Raw genomic sequence first — 18,068 nt, 5'->3', positions numbered from 1 at the left:
TCTGCTGTAACGCTTATCGGTTCCGACGAAGAAAGTCAATGCACAAGCGCGAAAATCTGGCCTGGAACGTTGCTAATCCACTGCGGAGCGTTCCAGGATGGTCACAGCGCGGCGGCTGGCCGATTCCCCCCGGACGGCCGCCGCGTTCCGATCACACCGCCCCGCCCACCATGGAAAGGCGGCGACATGTCGACCTACCGCTCCACTGCGTACTCCGGGCTGTTGCCCTGGCAGGTGCGCGGGCATCGGTTCCGCCGCGTCTGGCGCGGACGCCGCGGCCTGGCCCCCGACGAGGTGTACGCGTTCCTCGATCGGGTTGCCGCCGAATTGGCCACCGTCCAGCAGGCGCTCGCGGAGAGTCACCGGGAGACCGCCCGAGTCAAGGCCGCGCTGCGTGACTGGCAGTCCGCGCGGGCCCGCGCCCGAGATGATGACCGATGACCTGCCGCCGTGGCGGCAGAGCGGCGGGCGACCTGTCCGCCACGGGACAGGGGCGCGGCATGGGTAGGCGGTGGAAGTGGTTCTTGCGGCCGGGGCCGATCGCGCTCGACCTGACTGGGCAGGCCGTGCCGGACGGGGACGTGCCGGGGCGGTTCCGGCGGGTGTCGGTCGAGCATGTAGTACCGGAGCTGCGGGTGACCTCGCGGTGCGACGGTGCGCTCGTCTACGAGCGGCCCGAGGAACGGCCGGCAGTGCCGTCGGCACGGAATCAGCGTGCGGGTCGTTACGAACCGGGCCGGCGGTGCCCCCGGGCGGACTGGGCCGACACGATCATCGTGCGCTGCCTGCGGACGTACTGGCGATGAACGTCTTCGACCTGTCGTGGCCGGCGACGATCGCGGCGAGGCAGCACACGAAGCCGGCCGACTGGATCGGGGTGAGTGACTCGTCGAGCAGCACCGCCCCGAGCAGCGCCGCCACCACCGGCGAGAGCAGGGTGAGCACCGCGACGGAGGTGACCGGCAGCGTGGCGATGCCCCGGAACCACAGGACGTAGGCGAGCAGGCCGCCGGGCAGGCCGAGCCAGAGGTAGCCGAGCGCGCTGCTGGCGTCGACCGCGGGCGGTGCCCCCTCGACCAGCAGCGTCACCGGCAGCAGGAACAGGCCGCCGGCCGTGAGCTGCCAGCCGGCGTACGCCGTGGGGCCCACGCCCTCCGGGCGCCCCCATCGCTTGGTGAGCGTCACCCCGACCGCCATCGCCCCGGCGCCGCCGAGGCCGGCCAGTAGTCCGACCACGTCGACGTCCGCGTCGGGACCGATGACCAGCAGCCCGACCCCCGCGACGCCGACGATTCCCCAGGCGAAGCTCCAGGTCGACGGGGGCTGGTGCAGCACGGTCACCGCCAGGACCGCCACGGCCAGCGGCTGCACCGCGCCCAGCGTGGCGGCCACTCCGCCGGGCAACCGTTCGGCGGCGACGAACAGCAGCGGCAGGAACACGCCGATGTTGAGCACGCCCAGCACCGCCGCCTTGAGCCACCACCTGCCGTGCGGCAGCGCCCGGCCGATGGCGAGTGCGGCAAGGCCCGCCGGCAGTGCCCGGATCAGCCCGGCGAAGAGCGGGTGGCCGGCCGGCAGCAGTTCGGTGGTGACCACGTACGTCGTGCCCCACACCGCCGGTGCGAAGGCGGTCGTGGCGGTGGCGGCCAGGCGACCCGTGGTCGGAGGGGGTACCGGATTTGTCACGTGAATCAGGATCGACGCGCCGAACCGATGAGTCCAACACATCCTTGTCAACCCAACCATCACGATTCACGATTGATGGATGGAGCTTCAGCAGCTGCGGTACGTGGTGGCCGTCGCCGAGACGCGGAACTTCACCCGTGCGGCCGAGCGCTGTCTGGTCGTCCAGTCCGCGCTCAGCCACCAGATCGCCCGCCTCGAACGGGAACTCGGCGCCCGCCTGTTCGACCGGACCAGCCGCCGGGTGCGGATGACCCCGGCCGGTGAGGCGTTCCTCCCGGCGGCCCGTCAGTGCCTGGACGCGGCCGAGCGGGCCGCCGCCGAGGTCGCCTCGGCGGTCGGGGAGATCCGGGGCCGACTCACCGTCGGCATGATTCCGACCGTCGCCGCTGTCGACATCCCGGCCGCGCTTGACGCCTTTCATCAGCGGTATCCGCACGTCCGTATCCGGCTGCGCGTCGGTGGCAGCGAACAGCTCATCGACCAGGTCAAGGAAGGTGCTGTCGACATCGGATTTCTCGGACTTCCGGTGACCGCCCGGCCCGAAGGGGTGGTCGCCCGACAGTTGGCGTACGACCGGTTGGTGGCCGTGGTCGCCCCCGAACATCCGCTTGCCGGGCAGGCCGAGGTCGACCTCGCTCGCCTGGCCACCGAGACGTTCGTGGACCTGCCGGCGGGATCGGCGGGGCGGGCCCAGTCCGACCAGGCGTTCGCCGCCGCCGGAGTGCACCGCGAGGTCGCCTTCGAGGTGAGTACCGTCGACTCGATGATGACCCGGCTCATCCGTCGGCAGCTCGGCATCGCCCTGCTGCCGTCGACCTTCGCGCCGCAGCTGCCGGGTGTGGTCACCATTCCGGTGCGGGACGCCCCGGCCCGGATCGAACACCTCGTCTGGAACCGGACCACCCTCACCCCGGCGGCGACGGCGTTCCTCAACGAGCTGGACGTCCCCGTCGCCGACGGCGAGAGCAGTGACCGCTGAGTGCGTCCGCGAAGCCGTGACCGAAGACCGGCTCCGCGATCAGATCGTGAGGGGGCGGTCCCGACGAGCGTCGGCCAGCACCTGCGCCCACCAGCGCAGTTCGGTCAGGCTCGCGGTCAGGCCACGGGAGAGCTCCGCGTCCGGAACGTAGCGACCATGATCGTCGAGCGACGTCCACGGTGCCCGCAGGCCCAGGGCCCGGCGGGTGGTCACCACGCTGAGTTCGGCGAGCACCCCGCGCAGGTGCTCGATCGCCGCGTATCCGCCGTGGACGCCGTAGGCCACGATCGTCGCCGGCTTGACCCGCCACTCGCCGTAGTGCCAGTCGATCAGACGTTTCAGCGAGGCGGGGTAGCTGTGGTTGTACTCCGGCGTGACGAACACGAACGCGTCGGCGGCGGCGATCCGGTCGGCGACCTCGCTCTTCGGCCCGCCGCCAGGGTAGAGGAGGCTGTCGTCGGGCAGCTCGACGTGGGCAACGTCGATCAGGTCGAGTTGCGCAGGGTCGAGCGCGCCGGCAGGGTCGAGTGCGGCGGCCACCCACTGGGCGATCGTCGGGCCCATCCGGTCCTTGCGGACGCTGCCCGAGATCACGGCCACCCGCTGGCCGGTGGCGGGGGAGAGGCTGCTGTGCTGGTCGGTCGAAATAGCCATGTCCGAGACCGTGCAGGTTCAACATATGTTGAAGTCAAGTCCTGGTGTGCCTACCCTGCGTTCATGACAGTGCTCACGGGTCCGCCTCGCACGTTCAGCGTCAGTGAGGTCGCCGTCGACAGCGGCGTCGCGCCGTCGGCCGTGCGGTTTTACGACAACCACGGGGTCATCAACGCGGTACGCACCGCCGGCAATCAACGTCGCTTCGACGGTTCCGCAGCGTGCCGGATCCAGGTCGCCAAACTCGCCCAGCGAGCTGGGCTGAGTGTCCGCGAGATCGCCGCACTCTTCGCCGGCCTGTCGGCCGACCCGACGCCCGACGAGTGGGCGGATGTCGCCCGTCGGCTGGTGACCGAGGTCGAGGAGCGGGTTCGCGACCTCAAGGCGCAGCTCGCGGCGATGGGGTCGGGCACCCGGCTGTGCGAGATCGGGCGGAACGATCCCGCGCGGTGATCGTTCCGCGAAGGTGGCAGTCGTCGCGGACTTGACTTCACCATATGTTGAACCCCGATCGTCGGGTGCATGAGTGATCTCCGAACTCCGGTCCCGTCGTCCGCCCAGCGGCTTGCCGCCCTCGTCGAGACGGCCACCATCGTCGGCCTCGGGACGAGTACCCGAGAGGCCACCGAGACCTTCCGGCTGGTCGAGGAAACCACCCACGAGTTGATTCGGCGCGGATTCCGGGTCGTCGCCCTGCTCGACAACCAGCGGGTGGGTGACCTCTACGACCGGTACGTCCGGGGCGCGGACCTCGACCTGGCCGCCGCGCTCCACCAGGCGTGGGGTCCGTGGCGGACGGTCGAGATGCGCGACGCGCTCGTCCGGCTGCGCCGGCACAACGAGCATCACCCGGACGATCCGGTACGCGTCATCGCCGTCAACGGACGACGTGCGCTGCCCGCCGACTACGAACGGGTCGTGGCGCTGCTCGCCCCGGCGGAACCCGCGACCGCGACGCGGATCGGCGAGATGTTCGACGTCATCCGTACCGCCCACGACAACGGTGAGCACGTCCAACGCCTGCACGGCACCCACCCCGGCGTGCCCTTCGTCGACCTCGCCCGCACCGCCCGCGACCTGGCCGCCCACCTGCCCGACAGCCCGGGACGTGACGAGGCGCTACGGCTCATCGAGGGGATCGTCGACTTCCACGCGCACGCCCTCGGCGCCGGGTACGACGCGGCAGCGGAGGAGCGCGCCGCCGCCGAGCGACTCCTCGATCACCAGCGGGTCAGCGGCGACCGGGTGGTGTTCTGGGAGGGCAGCGCCCACGTCGCGGCGCACGGCGCGACCATGCTGGGTGCCCATCTGCGGGCGGCCCTGGGCAGCGATTACGCGGCCGTCCACGTCACCTTCGGCCACGGCGGCATCCCCGGCCGGGACGTTCCGCGCCCCGTCGGAGCGTCACTGGACGCGGTGCTGCTCCAGGGCGGTGGTGCGCGGATCATCGACCTGCGTTCCGCCGTACCCGCCGACCTCGCGGACCGGCCCGGACGACCGTGGCGTACCCGACTGATCTCCGGTCTCTACCAGGCGGACCACGACGAGCAGCACTACTACGAGCTGCCCTCGCTGGCGGGCAGCTTCGACGCGATCGCCTTCGTCCCGACGGTCACCCCGATCCACCCCCTGCCGGGCTGAACCGACCCGTCGGACCCGGCCGGCTCCGCCACCAAGCGTTGCGCCGGCCGGCGGGTCCCGCTCAGACGGGCCGATGGTTGTTCGAGCTGCGTGCCCGCTGGATCAGGTTCTCCACCCACCGTTCGAACTTGCTGCTGCCGCCACCGAGCAGTCCGGCGAGATCGTCCTCGGTGACCCCGCCACGGGATGCCAGCGACTCGACCATCGTCCGCAGCCGGCGATGATCGTCGTCCTCCGTCGCGGTCACGCCGACCACGCCGGCCCCGAGGTGACGTTGCAGGTCCTGGAGAATGTCCATCATCTGCGGCAGGGTCTCGATGACCTGGGACAGACCGGCCTCGTGCGGGCTGGACGAGCCGCGCAGCTCCTGCAGGGTGAGGGCGACCGACATCGGGGTGACGATGTCCGCCTCGCTGCCGATGGCGTCGATGGCCCGGCCGAGCTGCTCCTTGGCGGCGTGCACGCTGTCCAGGTCGGTGTGGTCGACCAGGATCGTCCGCATGCCGTGCACGTCGAAGGGCAGTTGCTGGTCCTTCGCCATCAACTGGACGAACGGTTTACGCAGGGCGTGCCGGACCGCCAACTCGTAGAAGACGTTGGCGTTCTGGTCGGTCAGGTCGGCGATCACCAGGTCGTTGCGGATGATGCGGTCCAGCACCTGGGAGGTGATCAGACCGGCCCGTTCGATCTCGTCGCCACGGATCGCGACGAAGCCACGCGCCTCCACCACCGGGCGGATCACGTGCTTGAGGATCTGGTCGCTGCGTCTGCGGATGTCCGAGTCCTCCGGACCGATCGGGGCGATCACGAAACATTCACGACGCGTAGGCTGCTCGCTGTCCTCCCCCATGAACCCAGCGTAGTTGAGGCCGGCGAGGCGGGTGTTCAGCCGGTCGGTGCCCGGTGCCGGTCCCACCGGTTGCGGTGTGCGGCCAGCAGTCGGTTTGCCTCGGCGGCCGCCCGCGCGGCGACCGGCTCCGCCAACCACCGGTCGAGTACGCCGGCCATGCCCTCGACCAGGTGTCGACCCACCGGGGTGAGTCGCCGCTGCGCGGCCAGCACCGCGACGGTGTCGGCGGCGGCTCTGCTCCACCTGGCGAACTGGACCTCCGCGTGGTGCCGCGCCGCGCCCGAATCCGTCACCCGCGCCTGGCGACGCCAGAACCCCGCCACCCCCAGGTGGGCGTACGCCCCGTGCAGCAGGCCGTCCAACGGCCGCGGGTCGGTCCGCCACGGTGCGTAGAACAGCTCGGCGGGGCCCGGTTCCAGCGTGGCGAACATGTCGGTCAACGCGGCCAGTTTGGCGTGCTGGATCTCGTGCGCGAGCGCCACGGCCGTCGACCGGGCATCCGGTGGCAGCGACATGGCCACCGACCCGAAGGCGTGGTGGAAGGTGCCGCTGCGGGTGCTCATCCGGGGCGCGCGGATCGGCACCAGGGCACGCAGCAGGGCGGAGATCTCCTCGGCGACCGGTCGGTGGTGGTCGACCAGAATTCGCCACGCACCGTCGAGGCGTGACCGCCAGGCGTCGGTCGGGGTACCGCCGCGGTCGTGGTCGGTGCCCACTCCGGGTACGTACCGCCAGGTCCGGGTGTCCACCTGCAGCGACAGCGCCAGTCCACCATGTGCGACGTCCAGCCGGGACAGTGGCCGCCATCGGCGGTCGGACGACCGACCGGTGTCGATGTCTAGCCGCTTGCCGGCGGCGATCACCCACGCCTGCCCGCCGCAGGTGCGGACCCGAGCCCGGGTCGCGGTGACCGGGAGGGTCAACGTGCCGAGGCCCGGCAGATCCAGCCGGCCGTCGGCGCCGGGAGCCAGCGGGACGTCGAGTTCGACCTCGGTGCCGGCACGGACGGCCGCGGTGACCGCCACGGCGGCCAGCAGCCCGGGGTGTGCCGCCGACGCGTTGCCCGTCTCCAGCAGCGACACGGTGCCGAACGCCCACGCGGCGACGGGCGGATGGGAGAGCGCGGCCACGCGGTCCGGCGTGGGAACCTCGGCCAGCACCCGGTACGCCGTCTCGACCACCGCCCGATCCGGGTGCGCCGTCTCGCGTACCAGCAGCAGCAGGGCGCGTACCAGCAGGAGGATCTTGCTGTGCTGGGCGGCCCGCAGCCACGTCACCGCCGCCACACCGCCCCGGCCGGCGGCGAGTTCGGCCAGGACCGACCGCGGCATCCGGTGTACCGACGGAATCAACGGGTCGCCCGGGGCAGCGTCGCCACGTCCCGACGGACCGTCTGACGAATGTGGTCGATCAGGGCGTACAGGTCGGGGCAGTAGACCGAGGGGTTGTCGAAGCCGTTGTCTGCCCGCCAGCGGTGGGTGCGCAGCCCGCCACCACAGACCCGCCGCAGGTCGCATGCGCCACACGTGGCGCAGAGCGCCGCCGCGCCGCTCTGCTGGGCCCGCACCGCCGGCAGGGCGAGGGCGACGTCGAACGGATCCCGCTGCACGTGCAGCCCGGTACCCGCCGCGCCGGCGTAGGCGGCGGCGAGGGTGTCGTCCATCTCGATCCGACCATCGGTCTGCACCACCGCCACCACCACCGGACTCAGGCCGACGCCGGCCAGGTGGGAGGCGCCGCCGAGCAGCAGTTGGATGATCTCGTCGAAGAGGCGGATCCGGACCGGCGGGACCGGCGCGTGGTACCACCTGTCGAACACCGAGATCAGCCAGCGCGCGTACGGGGTCCGTCGAGGATCGGCCGGGCGTCCGGGCGGGGGAGTGTGCCAGGTGCCGTGCGGTAGCAGGAAGTCGATCGTCGACGGCCGGTGTTCGAGCAGACTGAGATAGGTGGCGACCGGGTCGTTGCGCAGGTCCACCGTGCACAGCAGCCCGTTGAACAGGTGCGGGTAGCCCGCGGTGAGGCGCCGCAGCGCGGCCACGACGCGGGCGTGGCTGCCCTGTCCGTCGGGCCCGCGCCGATGCCGGTCGTGCGCGGCCCGGTCGCCGTCGAGGCTGACGCTGAGCCGCACGTCGAGCCGGTCGAACAGGCTGAGGTACCGCTCGTCCAGCCGGATGGCGTTCGTCTGCACGGTCATCCGTACCGGCACCGGTGCCACGCCCTGTCGGATGACCGACACGGCCGCCTCGACGCGTTCCGGGCCGGCCAGCAGCGGCTCGCCGCCGTGCAGGATCACCGACACCCGGTCGAGCCGGTGTGCCCGGGCGTGTTCGCCGATGCGCCGGGCGGTCGCGTCGAGCACCTCGGGTGGCATGGTCCGGGGCAGGTCCCGCCACCGCTGGTCGGCCATCGTGTAGACGTAGCAGTGGTCGCAGGCCAGGTCGCAGCGGCTGTGCAGCTTGAGCACGAACTGGCGGAAGGCGACGGGTGGCGCGGGGTGGGTGGCGGTGCCGCCGGTTGACCGGTGGCCGTCGGATCCGGGCATCAGGCGTTTCACCGTCCTGGCTGCGGCCGGTCGGCCGGGGGCGACGGGTCCACAGCATACATCGACGCATGACGCTCTGTTCGCCGTGTTTGACCTGATCCGGGGTCGCCGGTCCGCGGCCGGACCGTCGCGGCGGGAGAGTGGCCCGGCCCGCGTACGGCCGTCTGGCGACCACGTCATACCGTTATCATGGGCGTACGCAGCGGATCTGGCCAACGTCGACGTCCGCACCTGCGACGCGATCATTGTGCGAGAGGCAGACAGGCGGTGATCGGGCAATGGACACCGGGGAGGACTCGTTGCGCTCCGATCTGATCGATCTGACCGACGTCGACCTGGTCGCGCTGGACGCCGTGCCGAGCGAGGTGCTCCTGGCCGCGTTGCGCCGGTTGCAGCGCCGCAGCGGCGCCGCCGGTGACCAGTACGCGGGCTGGCAGAGCGCCATCGATGGCGACGACTGACCGCGAGGACGCCCCGGTCGTCCCGGGTGACGTCCCGCAGCAGCGACCGGCCCGTGGCCATGCCGGCCAGCCGGGCCGGGAGGAAACCGTCGGCACCTGCACCATCGTCTCGTTCGTCTCGCCCACCAGCGGCACCGGTCGCAGCAGCGCGGTCGCGAACATCGCCTGGATCCTCGCCTCCAACGGCAAGCGGGTCCTCGCCGTGGACTGGTGCACCAAGACACCGAGGGTCTACGACTACCTGCGCTCGTTCCGCGTGGACGCGGTGCCGGCCGCCGGGGTGCTCGGCCCGGAACTCGCCACGCTGATCAGCCCGCATCCGGACACGCACCCGCACCGGGCGGCGACGAACGCGCCCCCCGGGCCGGAACAGGGCATGCTCTACCGGTACGCGATCTCCGGGTCGAGTTTCGGGTTCGAGATGATCGGCATCAGCCTCGACGCCAACGCCCTACCCGAGGTCGATCCGGTCCGCGCCCGGCAACTGCTACGACACGGCGGCTACGACTACGTGCTGATCGACACCCCGGTCGACCTCACCCTGCCCGGCATCACGTACACCGCCATGCTCAGCGACGTGGCGGTGGTGTCGATACCGCCTCGCCGGCAGGCGATGCAGCAGGCGGCGGACCTGGCCGCCCAGCTCCAGCGGGAGGCCACCGGCGGCATCCGGGTGCTCGCCGCACCGACGCTTCGCGATGTCAGCCAACCGTGGTACGGACCGGCCCGTGACTCGGCCCGCAAGGCGTTCGCCAACCTGCTCGACGAGTCGACCACCGGGCTGTCCGGTGCCTCCACCGTGGAGATAGTGGAGGTGCCCGAGCCGTCGTACGACACCTACGACGACGTGCTGGCGGTGCTGGCCGACGCACCGGGCAGCGAGAACACCCTCCTGGCGGCCTACGAGCAGATGGCCTCCTGGATCAGCGGGGGCGCGGTGGCCCGGGTGGCCGACGTACCCGAGCGGATCCGTCGCCGCTATCGCCGGGGTGTGCTGCTCGACCCGGCCGACGGCGCCGACGACATCCAGGTGCTCTACGAGCCTGTCGACCGGCCGTTCGCCGACTGGATCGCCGGACAGTTGCGCCGGGCCAACGCCCAGGTGCAGCGGCACGTCGTGCGGTCGGGGCTGGCGCCGGCCCACGACCCGGACGCCACGGTGCTGGCGATCCTCTCGCCGGGCGTGATGCGGGCCCTCGGCACCGCGGCGTCGGCCACCGACGTCGAGGTGTTCGGCGTACTGACCCGCGGGGATCCGCCCGAACAGCTGGATCCGAGCCGGGTCATCGACCTCCGGGCGGTCGACGGGGTGCGGGCCCAGCCGCTGCTGCTCAGCCGGCTCGGCCTCATCGCACCCGGGCAGCCCACCGGCGACCTGCGGACCGCGCCGCGCTACCCGTCCGAAGCGGACCGTCGGTTGCGGACCAACCTGCCACCGCGTAACGAGTCCTTCGTGGGTCGCGGCGAATACCTCGAACGGCTGCGCGACCAGCTCACCGACGGTGGCGGCCCGGTGACCCTGACCGGGGGCGCCGGAGTCGGCAAGAGTGAGATCGCCCGGGAGTTCGCCCACCGCTTCGCCTACGACTACGACGTGGTCTGGTGGATCCCGGCGCAGGACCGGGAGACGGTGCAGGCGGCGCTCGGCGAGCTGGCCCAGGAGATCAACGTGGCCGACAGCGTCGGGGCGGCCGAGGCGGCGGTGGCCGCCCTGTCGGCTCCGCGCAGTGCCTTCGCCCGCTGGCTGTTGATCTACGACAACGCCGACGACGCGGAGGTACTGGCCGGACTGCTACCCCGCCCGGGCGTCGGGCACGTGCTGTTCACCTCGCGGGACGACGGCTCCTCCAACCTGCCGGCACCGCTGGAGGTGGCGGCCTTCACCGGCGACGAGAGCACCGCGATGCTGCGGCGGACCCTCGGCATCAGCGCCGAGGACGCCCGGGCCATCGCGGCCGCGGTGGAGCACCTGCCGCTGGCGTTGCGGCTGGCCACCGCGTGGATCCGCGAGCGGACCCGGGCCCTGGAACGTGCGGGTACGCCCAACCTGGAGGCCGTCGGCCGGTGCGTCGCCGAGTTGCTGGACGGGCTGCGGCGGCCCTCGACCGAGGAGGAACCGACCGAGCGGATTCCCGGCTCCCGCACCTCGACCGTGGCCCGGATGCTGGACATCACCCTGGCGACGCTGCGGGAGACCGAGTTCGGGTCGTTGGCCATCCGGGTCGCCGAACTCGGCTCGTTCCTCTCGCCGGAGGGCATCGGCTTTCCACTGCTGCGGTCGGTGCCGATGCTCACCCAACTCGCCGCCGCTGCCGACCTCGACGCGGAGGAGTTGCTGCTCGACGCCGGAGAGGTCGACCTGGTACTGACCGTCGGCGCGCGGTTCGCCCTCTTCGACATCGACTGGGGGCGTGGCGCCGCGCTGCGGATGCACCGGGCCATCCAGGTCCTGCTGCGCGAGGCGATGCCCGAGCCACAGCGCCGCGAGCGTCATCGCCAGGTGCTGCGCGGGCTCGCCGGCTACGCGCCGACGGACCCGGAGGCCGACGATCGCCGCTACCTGCCGGTCTTCGAGGAACTGCAGCGCCACCTGGTGCCCTCCGGCGCGCTGACGGCCGACGAGGCACCCGTGCGGCACTGGGTGGTGAAGCAGGTCCGCTACCTGTTCTTCTTCGGCGACAGCGACGCCTGGCAGTCCGCGGTGCGGTTGGCTCAGCAGGTCTGCGACCGGTGGACGGTCGACGGCGAATTCGACCAGTTGACCATGCGGCTGTTCGTCCAGACCGCCAACCTGCACCGGGTGCTGGGCAAGCACCAGGAGGCGCTGCGTCTGGACGAGCGGGTGCTCAGCGAGCAACGTCGCCGCCACGGGCTACGCCACTTCCGGACCCTCATCGTGGGCCGGGGCCGCGGTGGTGACCTGCGCGGTCTCGGCCGGTTCGAGGACGCGCTGGTGGAGGACCAGGCGACCCTCATCGGCTACCAGGAGGTGCTCGGCGACGACCACCCGAACACCCTGATGGCGATCAACAATCTCGCCATCGCCTTCCAGCTGACCGGCGACGCCCGGGAGGCACTGCGGCTCGCCCACCAGCTGCTCGACCGGTGGATGTCGCTGTTCGGGCCGGAGGAACCGGCGACCTGGCGGGCGTCGTGCCTGGTGGGGACGCTTGAGCGGGAGGCCGGCGAGTACGACCTGTCGCTGGCCACCCTGCGCGAGACCCTGGAACGGGTGCACGAGCTGCGCTCCGCCAGCCACCTCGACGAGTTGCGCGTCAACCGGAGCCTCGCGGTCACCGAACGCCGGCTCGGGCTTGCCATCGCCGCGAAGAAGCGCAGCATCGAGACCTTCCGGGGCTACCGGGACCGGTTCGGCGAGGACCATCCGATCACCCGGTCCAGCCTGCTCAGCATGGCCGTGGACTACTACCGCGCCGGCGACGCCGGGATCGCCGTCGAACACGCCATCCGCTGCCTGCGGGGCTACGAGCGGCAGTTGGAGGCCGGTCACCCGTTCACCGCCGTCTGCTCGGTCAACCTGGGGTTGTTCCAGCGTGGGGCCGGGGAGTACGACCAGGCCGTACGGGACGGCGAGCGGGGCCTGCGTACGCTGCGCGCCCGGCTCGGCGACACCCATCCGTGGACGCTCACCGCCGCCACCGCCCAGGCCGGTCACCTGGCGGTCCGGGGCGACTTCGCCGACGCCGTCCGGATCCAGGAGGACACGCAGCACACCTGCCTGCGCTACCTGGGCCGACGCCATCCCTGCACGGTCGACGCCGTCGCCAACCTCGCGGCGATCCGGGCGCTACGCGACGGTGCCCCCGACGCGGGCGCTACCGCGCTCACCGACACCGACATCGACGTGCCAAGAAGCTGAGGAGTGGACAGGTGACGGATCCGCAGCTTATCGACGCGCTGGTGGAGGAGTCGGCCGAGCAGGACGTGCCCGGGTTCCGCAAGAAGCGCAACCTGTGCCGGGAACTACTTCTCGGCGACACCGGCATCTACCACATCGCGCACTACACCGGCGGTGTGCTCGACTTCGCGCTGGACATCCTGGACCATGCGTCGACGCCGCCCGCACTCGACGGTGCCGAGCCCGCGCAGCGCCGCGAAGTGCACCGCCGGGCGGGTGCCCAACTCGTCTACCGGGCGGCCGACCTCAGCCGGCGGGTGTGGGAGCTGCAGTGCGGCGGGCTGGTTCGGCTGGCCGTCCAGACCCGCACGGATCTCGTCTTCTGCAACACGGTGACCGGTGGCGAACACGTGGTGGGATTCGGATCCCTTCCGCCGGCCGGCACCGAGGCGGTCGCCGACCCGTCCCGGGCGAGCGGCATCGACCGGGCGGCGGCCCAGCTCGCCACCGCGCTGCGTCAACTGGTACGGCTGCCGTCGCAGAACCCGGGCGGCTGGCTGACCGCCGGTGACGCCCAGGTGCCGGTCGCGGCGTCGGCCGCCGACTTCATGGCGTACGTGGTCGGGTCTGCTGAGTCCGGCGGTCTGCTCAGCACCACGTTGCGGCCGGCCGGGCTGCACTATCTCAGCCACCACCGGGCGGGGGAGCAGACCGCCGCGGCCGACATCCTGCGGCATCCGGAACTGGAGTCCTTCTTCAGTCGCGGGGTCACCGTGGCCGGTCGGCGGGCCCGCTACGAACGTCTGGCCGGGGACCTGTCCCTGCTGGCGTTGCAGGTCAGCCGGGACCTGCGCCGTACCGTGGCCGGTGAGGCCGAACGTCTGGTGCTCGACCTGGAGATCGGTGCGGTCTTCTACTACCTGCTCGCGCCGGAGGAGTACCTCTTCGGCGTCGCGCTCGACCAGGACTGGGTCACCCAGGCGGATCTCGACATGTCGGCGGTGGGCCGGCAGCTGGCCCGGCTGGACGTGCCGACCGGCACGTGAGCCGGGGGCTCGCGGTGCGCGACGGGTGTGCTCAGGCGTTCACCAGCAGCCGCCGCACCCGTGCGCTCAGGCCGTCGAACACCGACCGTGCCTCCGTCCAGCTGCGCGAGCGCTCCGGCGGCTCCGTCGGGTCGCCGTCACCCGGTACGGCCAGGTCACCGAGCACGTCCAGCTGGAACAGCGGCAGATACTCGGCGATGCCGTCGTAGGTTTCGCAGAGCCGGTCCAACCGGTCCAGGTCCCCCGGACGTGGGGCCCGACGGTGCCCCTCGTACCACCGTTCGACGCCGTGGCGGAACGCCTCGATCAGCCGTCGCAGCACCATCGAGGTGCCCAGCGCCCGCTGCACGTCCCGGGAGCGCAGGCCCGATCGCAGCAGCGCGGCGTTCTCGACCGCCTGCCGGATCTCGGTGCCCGCCGGGGCGAACGCCTCGCGTAGGTGGCGGTCGAAGCCGGTGAGCTGGTCAAGCGCCTGGATGGCGTCGGCGAAGAGCCGGGCGACCGGGCCGGGCAGCGGGGTGGACGCGACATCCGGTCGCCTCGGGTGCTGCTCCCGTTGCACCGGACTGCGCGGATCGTGGCGCAGGTCGTCCCGAATCTCGTCCAACTGGTACGACAGCCGCTCGATGGAGCGTTGGGCGTTCGTCTGCTGACGCTGGATGCGCTCGACGCGCGTGCGCACCGAGGTCAGCGTGTCCGCGCCGAGCGCCTGTTCAAGCCGGCGCAGAGATGCCTTCACGCTGCCCGACAGGTCCTCCGGAAAGGACTGCGGCTCGTAGACGATCGGCTCCACGCTGAACGTCTCGGCGAGGTCGGCGGCGAACTCCGCCGGCAGGTGCCCGACGACGACCAGGATGACCTCGCTGTCCGGCACCGCTGCCCGGATCGCCACCACCCGGCGGTTGAGGGCGTCGACCTCCTCGGACTTGAGCACCGACTCGGTGAGCAGCACGCAACAGCCGGCGTTCCGTTCCTCCAGCGGCACCCAGAAGTCGACCGGCAGGTCCCGTAGCGAACCCACCAGGTGGTCCCGCTGGTACGACCAGCCGTCCTGGGTGAGCACCCGCCGCACGTCGGCGGCCACATCCTGCCGGCTGGCCAGGTCGAACTGGACCCGTACCGCCTCGCGGACCATGAGGTGGGTGACCGGCGTGTCGGCATGCGCCGCCCGCTGGTACAGGTGGTAGCACAGCCGGATCAGTCGGCGGGGCACGCCGTCGGTCAGGTTGGTGAGGTACTCGGTGGTCTCCACGGTGAAGGGGGCGAGCCGTGCCTGGCCGAACGTGCGCAGCTGACTGCGCCGGATGAAGTCCCGCACGTCCCGCGCGCTCAGCGCGGACATCCGCACGATCGGCCCGATCCGCTGCCGCACGTCCGGGCTGAACAGGTGCAACATGTCCGGCAGCCCGGCGATCACCAGGAAGGCGCCGGCGGCGGCGAAGAGCTCGATCAGGCGGGAGAACCGGGCCATCGTGTCGTCACCCGGGCCGCCCGCCGCCGACAGGAACTTGTCCACCTCGTCCAGTACCACCACGAAGCGTCCGTGGCGCTGCCCGCACAGCAGGGCGAGCGCACCCAGCACCGCCACCGCGTCGGACTCCACGTCGACGCGGGCGGGGACGCCGGCCGCCGCCAGCGCCGGCCCGGGCGGGTGACCGGTCAGCCAGTCCCACGCTGTCGCCTCGGTGGCGGGATCGAGCAGCATCGCCAGTACCGTGCCGACCGAGGGATCGGTGGTGACCGGGGCCAGCTCCGCCCGGAGCCGCTCACCGAGCCACCCCGCTGCGGGCGACCCGTCCGGCGCGGTCACGGCGGGTGACGCCGCCCGGTGGTCCTCGACCAGGGCCCGCACCGCGTCGCGAGACAACCGACCGAGCAGCTGGCGGCTCAGTGACAGGAACGTGTCGGCGGGTGCGTCGAGGTAGACCGCTCGGATCGCACCCCCGGTGCTCTCCTGAGCGTGGGCCAGCAGTTCGGCGGCCAGATGGGTCTTGCCGGTGCCGTAGTCACCCACCACCGCGACCGTGCCGCCGTCGCCGCTGCGCAGGTAGTGGTCCAGATGAGCGAGGGCGTCGCGGATGGCGGCGGTGGTGACCGTGGTCGCCTGCGCCCGGCCCTCGGCCACTCTGGCGACCGCGGTCGGAGAGAACGGGTTGACCGGGACGACCGCCGGTGGATCTTCAGTTGCATCCATCTTTCTGATCCTCCGGTAGCTCTGGTCCGGGCACCAGGAACTCCCACGGCCCGGGCAGGCACTGCTCCTCCGCGCCTCCAGGGCGTCTTCAAATCGTAGCTGTCAGTGGCCATTCCGGCGGACCTCCGAAGGCGACAGATCGGTCTCACCTGCGAAAAAGGCCCGATCGGTGGGCCGCCGGTCGGCGCGACGGCGGGCCACAGCCGAGGGTCCGGCAAGCCGGCCGGGTGGCGGGCGCACCGCAGAATGGTCCGCATGCGAGCTCGCCGAGGAGCGGCTTCAGGTCGTCATCGACCGCAGCTACCCGATGACCGAGATCGTCGAGGCGCACCGGCACGTTGACGCCGGACACAAGGTCAGCAACGTCGTGATCGACGTTTCGCCGGCCCGCGATCGCTAGTCCGGTCGGCCGGAGATCGGCGCGAAACAAGAGAGATGCATCGATGTAACTGCCGCCTGGGATCGTCGGGCTTCGATCTTGCGCGGGAGGTGCGGTGACGATACCGACGACGCGGCGGCAGTTCCTCCAGGCCGTCGGGGTGTCCGGCGGGGCGGGCGTGCTCTACGGCACGATGGGTGCGCTCGGGCTGGCGCCCGCCGCCCAGGCGGCACCACCGTTCCGGGCACCGAACCGGTCCGACTTCACGCTGACCGGCCGGTCGGCGAAGTCCGTGCTGGTGCTCGGGGCCGGCATCGCCGGCCTGGCCACCGCGTACGAGCTGGGCAAGGCGGGCTACCGGGTGCGCATCCTGGAGGCGCGTGACCGGCCCGGCGGGCGCAACTGGACGGTGCGGGGCGGCACCACCGAGACCGACCTGGACGGACGCACCCAGCGGGCCCACTTCGCCGACGGGCAGTACCTCAACGCCGGCCCGGCCCGCATCGCCCAGCACATGGTGACCCTCGACTACTGCCGGGAACTCGGCGTGCCGATCGAGATCTTCGGCAACCAGAACGCCGACGCCTACTACGTCAACGAGAACGCCGGGGCGCTGTCCGGCCGGCAGATCCGGCACCGCGAGGCCAAGGCGGACGTCTACGGGTACGTCTCCGAACTGCTCGCCAAGGCCACCGACCAGGGTGCGCTCGACACCTACCTGACCGGTGAGGACAAGGAACGGCTGTTGGAGTTCCTGCGCGGGTTCGGCGCGATCGGCGGTCGGGTCGCCGACGACCCGGCGGCCAGCTGGCGGTACGCGGGCACCAACCGGCGCGGCTACCTGGTCGAGCCGGGCGCCGGCTTCGAGGCGGGCACCCCGAAACTCACCCCCTACCCGCTGACCGACGTGCTGGCCAGCGGCATCGGCCGGTACTTCTCCTTCGAGTTCGGCTACGACCAGGCGATGCTGATGTTCCAGCCGGTCGGCGGGATGGACCGCATCGCGTACGCCCTCGAAGCCGCCGTGGGCCGGCGCCTCGTGACCTACGGCGCACAGGTGCGCTCGATCTCCAACACCGGCTCCGGGGTCAGCGTGGTCTACGACGGGCCGGGCGGCCGGCCGCGCACCGCCACCGCCGACTTCTGCGTCTGCACCATCCCACCGCAGGTGCTGGCGAAGATCCCGTCCAACCTCACCCAACCGGTCCGGGACGCGCTGGCCTACCCGGTCCCGAACGCCACCGGCAAGATCGGCCTGCAGTACCGGCGACGGTGGTGGGAGCAGGACGAGAACATCTACTCCGGCATCACCAACACCAACCTGGACCTGGCCACGATCTGGTACCCCTCCTACGGCTACCACGGCGCGAAGGGCGTGGTGGTCGGCTACTACAACTTCGGCGCCAACGCCCAGGCGTACGCGGCGCTGACGCCCGCCGAGCGGGAGGCCCGCGCCGTCGCGCAGGGCGTGAAGATCCACGGCGAGGCGTACCGGACGGAGCTGGAGACGTCCTTCTCGGTGGCCTGGGACCGCACCCGCCACTCCGAGGGCGGCTGGGTGTCGTGGCCGTCGCGCACCAGCGGCCAGTACGGCCGGCTGCTGGAGCCGGACGGCCGGGTCTACTTCGCCGGTGACCACCTCAGTCACTACATCGCCTGGCAGGCCGGGGCGTTCGAGTCCGCCCGCAAGGTCGTCACCGACCTGCACGCCCGGGTCATGTCGAGCTGAACCCCGACATCTCGGCCCCGGGGAAACGGCGCCACCTGCGAAAAG

The 18,068-nt window shown here is 71.7% G+C and carries 15 protein-coding genes; 9 read left to right on the top strand and 6 right to left on the bottom strand.

The genetic code is table 11. From position 1 onward, the window contains the following. The first annotated feature begins 186 nt into the window (after positions 1-186). Positions 187-441 (top strand): DivIVA domain-containing protein, encoded by a 255-nt coding sequence (locus ENC19_RS09715; protein WP_164446870.1) that lies wholly within the window; start codon positions 187-189, stop codon positions 439-441. 330 nt (positions 442-771) lie between these two features. Here ENC19_RS09715 and ENC19_RS09710 read toward each other — a convergent pair whose 3' ends face one another. Then, positions 772-1,686 (bottom strand): EamA family transporter, encoded by a 915-nt coding sequence (locus tag ENC19_RS09710; RefSeq protein ID WP_328824196.1) that lies wholly within the window; start codon positions 1,684-1,686, stop codon positions 772-774. Between the two features lie 79 nt (positions 1,687-1,765). Here ENC19_RS09710 and ENC19_RS09705 point away from each other — a divergent pair, with 79 nt between their 5' ends. Further along, the gene (locus ENC19_RS09705; RefSeq protein WP_164446869.1) at positions 1,766-2,665 is read left to right on the top strand and encodes a LysR family transcriptional regulator; all 900 of its coding nucleotides are present in this window, start codon (positions 1,766-1,768) and stop codon (positions 2,663-2,665) included. Positions 2,666-2,704: 39 nt separating this feature from the next. On the opposite strand, the gene ENC19_RS09700 is transcribed toward ENC19_RS09705, so the two are convergent. Then, positions 2,705-3,319, bottom strand: coding sequence for an NADPH-dependent FMN reductase (locus ENC19_RS09700; protein WP_164446868.1), 615 nt, complete (start codon positions 3,317-3,319; stop codon positions 2,705-2,707). Positions 3,320-3,382: 63 nt separating this feature from the next. Between ENC19_RS09700 and ENC19_RS09695 the strand changes: the two genes are divergently transcribed. Then, positions 3,383-3,772: a MerR family transcriptional regulator gene (locus ENC19_RS09695; protein ID WP_164446867.1), complete on the top strand. Its 390-nt coding sequence runs from the start codon at positions 3,383-3,385 to the stop codon at positions 3,770-3,772. A 69-nt stretch (positions 3,773-3,841) separates the two neighbouring features. Beyond that, the gene (locus ENC19_RS09690; RefSeq protein WP_164446866.1) at positions 3,842-4,960 is read left to right on the top strand and encodes an erythromycin esterase family protein; all 1,119 of its coding nucleotides are present in this window, start codon (positions 3,842-3,844) and stop codon (positions 4,958-4,960) included. A gap of 61 nt (positions 4,961-5,021) precedes the next feature. Here the strand turns inward: ENC19_RS09690 and ENC19_RS09685 are convergent, their stop codons facing one another. From ENC19_RS09685 to ENC19_RS09675, 3 genes are read right to left on the bottom strand one after another with little or no spacing between them, the layout of a single operon-like run. Then, positions 5,022-5,810, bottom strand: coding sequence for a hypothetical protein (locus tag ENC19_RS09685; protein WP_164446865.1), 789 nt, complete (start codon positions 5,808-5,810; stop codon positions 5,022-5,024). A 35-nt stretch (positions 5,811-5,845) separates the two neighbouring features. After that, complete coding sequence (locus ENC19_RS09680) at positions 5,846-7,141, bottom strand: HEXXH motif domain-containing protein (protein WP_164446864.1); 1,296 nt, start codon at positions 7,139-7,141, stop codon at positions 5,846-5,848. A 17-nt stretch (positions 7,142-7,158) separates the two neighbouring features. Continuing rightward, on the bottom strand, positions 7,159-8,355 hold the full coding sequence (locus tag ENC19_RS09675; RefSeq protein WP_164446863.1) for an FxsB family cyclophane-forming radical SAM/SPASM peptide maturase: 1,197 nt from the start codon (positions 8,353-8,355) through the stop codon (positions 7,159-7,161). 278 nt (positions 8,356-8,633) lie between these two features. Here ENC19_RS09675 and fxsA point away from each other — a divergent pair, with 278 nt between their 5' ends. The 3 genes from fxsA to ENC19_RS09660 are packed head-to-tail and all read left to right on the top strand — an operon-like array spanning position 8,634 to position 13,721. Next, positions 8,634-8,816, top strand: coding sequence for an FxSxx-COOH cyclophane-containing RiPP peptide (fxsA, locus tag ENC19_RS09670; RefSeq protein ID WP_164446862.1), 183 nt, complete (start codon positions 8,634-8,636; stop codon positions 8,814-8,816). Further along, a complete protein-coding gene (gene fxsT, locus ENC19_RS09665) occupies positions 8,803-12,696 on the top strand; it encodes an FxSxx-COOH system tetratricopeptide repeat protein (protein ID WP_164446861.1) in 3,894 nt (1,297 codons plus the stop codon). The genes fxsA and fxsT overlap by 14 nt, the downstream gene beginning before the upstream one ends. Positions 12,697-12,707: 11 nt before the next feature. Next, positions 12,708-13,721, top strand: coding sequence for a hypothetical protein (locus ENC19_RS09660; protein WP_164446860.1), 1,014 nt, complete (start codon positions 12,708-12,710; stop codon positions 13,719-13,721). A gap of 31 nt (positions 13,722-13,752) precedes the next feature. Here the strand turns inward: ENC19_RS09660 and ENC19_RS09655 are convergent, their stop codons facing one another. Further along, complete coding sequence (locus ENC19_RS09655) at positions 13,753-15,915, bottom strand: AAA family ATPase (protein ID WP_164446859.1); 2,163 nt, start codon at positions 15,913-15,915, stop codon at positions 13,753-13,755. Positions 15,916-16,084: 169 nt separating this feature from the next. On the opposite strand from ENC19_RS09655, the gene ENC19_RS09650 reads away from it, so the two are divergent. Together ENC19_RS09650 and ENC19_RS09645 are read left to right on the top strand one after the other, a co-directional pair. Then, positions 16,085-16,315, top strand: a complete 231-nt coding sequence (locus ENC19_RS09650; protein WP_309246039.1) for a zinc-binding dehydrogenase — start codon at positions 16,085-16,087, stop codon at positions 16,313-16,315. Positions 16,316-16,409: 94 nt separating this feature from the next. Further along, on the top strand, positions 16,410-18,023 hold the full coding sequence (locus ENC19_RS09645) for a flavin monoamine oxidase family protein (protein ID WP_164446858.1): 1,614 nt from the start codon (positions 16,410-16,412) through the stop codon (positions 18,021-18,023). The last annotated feature ends 45 nt before the right edge of the window (positions 18,024-18,068 follow it).

The organism is Verrucosispora sioxanthis (assembly GCF_010560025.1).
Taxonomy (GTDB): domain Bacteria; phylum Actinomycetota; class Actinomycetes; order Mycobacteriales; family Micromonosporaceae; genus Micromonospora; species Micromonospora palythoicola.
The sequence above is the reverse complement of the archived record's forward strand: the minus strand, read 5'-3'. Positions and strand labels throughout refer to the sequence as shown.

Coding starts and splice junctions, on each gene's coding strand:
- ENC19_RS09715 (WP_164446870.1), top strand. CDS start 187: ATGTCGACCTACCGCTCCACTGCGTACTCCGGGCTGTTGCCCTGGCAG.
- ENC19_RS09705 (WP_164446869.1), top strand. CDS start 1,766: ATGGAGCTTCAGCAGCTGCGGTACGTGGTGGCCGTCGCCGAGACGCGG.
- ENC19_RS09700 (WP_164446868.1), bottom strand. CDS start 3,319: ATGGCTATTTCGACCGACCAGCACAGCAGCCTCTCCCCCGCCACCGGC.
- ENC19_RS09695 (WP_164446867.1), top strand. CDS start 3,383: ATGACAGTGCTCACGGGTCCGCCTCGCACGTTCAGCGTCAGTGAGGTC.
- ENC19_RS09690 (WP_164446866.1), top strand. CDS start 3,842: ATGAGTGATCTCCGAACTCCGGTCCCGTCGTCCGCCCAGCGGCTTGCC.
- ENC19_RS09685 (WP_164446865.1), bottom strand. CDS start 5,810: ATGGGGGAGGACAGCGAGCAGCCTACGCGTCGTGAATGTTTCGTGATC.
- ENC19_RS09680 (WP_164446864.1), bottom strand. CDS start 7,141: ATGCCGCGGTCGGTCCTGGCCGAACTCGCCGCCGGCCGGGGCGGTGTG.
- ENC19_RS09675 (WP_164446863.1), bottom strand. CDS start 8,355: ATGCCCGGATCCGACGGCCACCGGTCAACCGGCGGCACCGCCACCCAC.
- fxsA (WP_164446862.1), top strand. CDS start 8,634: ATGGACACCGGGGAGGACTCGTTGCGCTCCGATCTGATCGATCTGACC.
- fxsT (WP_164446861.1), top strand. CDS start 8,803: ATGGCGACGACTGACCGCGAGGACGCCCCGGTCGTCCCGGGTGACGTC.
- ENC19_RS09655 (WP_164446859.1), bottom strand. CDS start 15,915: ATGGATGCAACTGAAGATCCACCGGCGGTCGTCCCGGTCAACCCGTTC.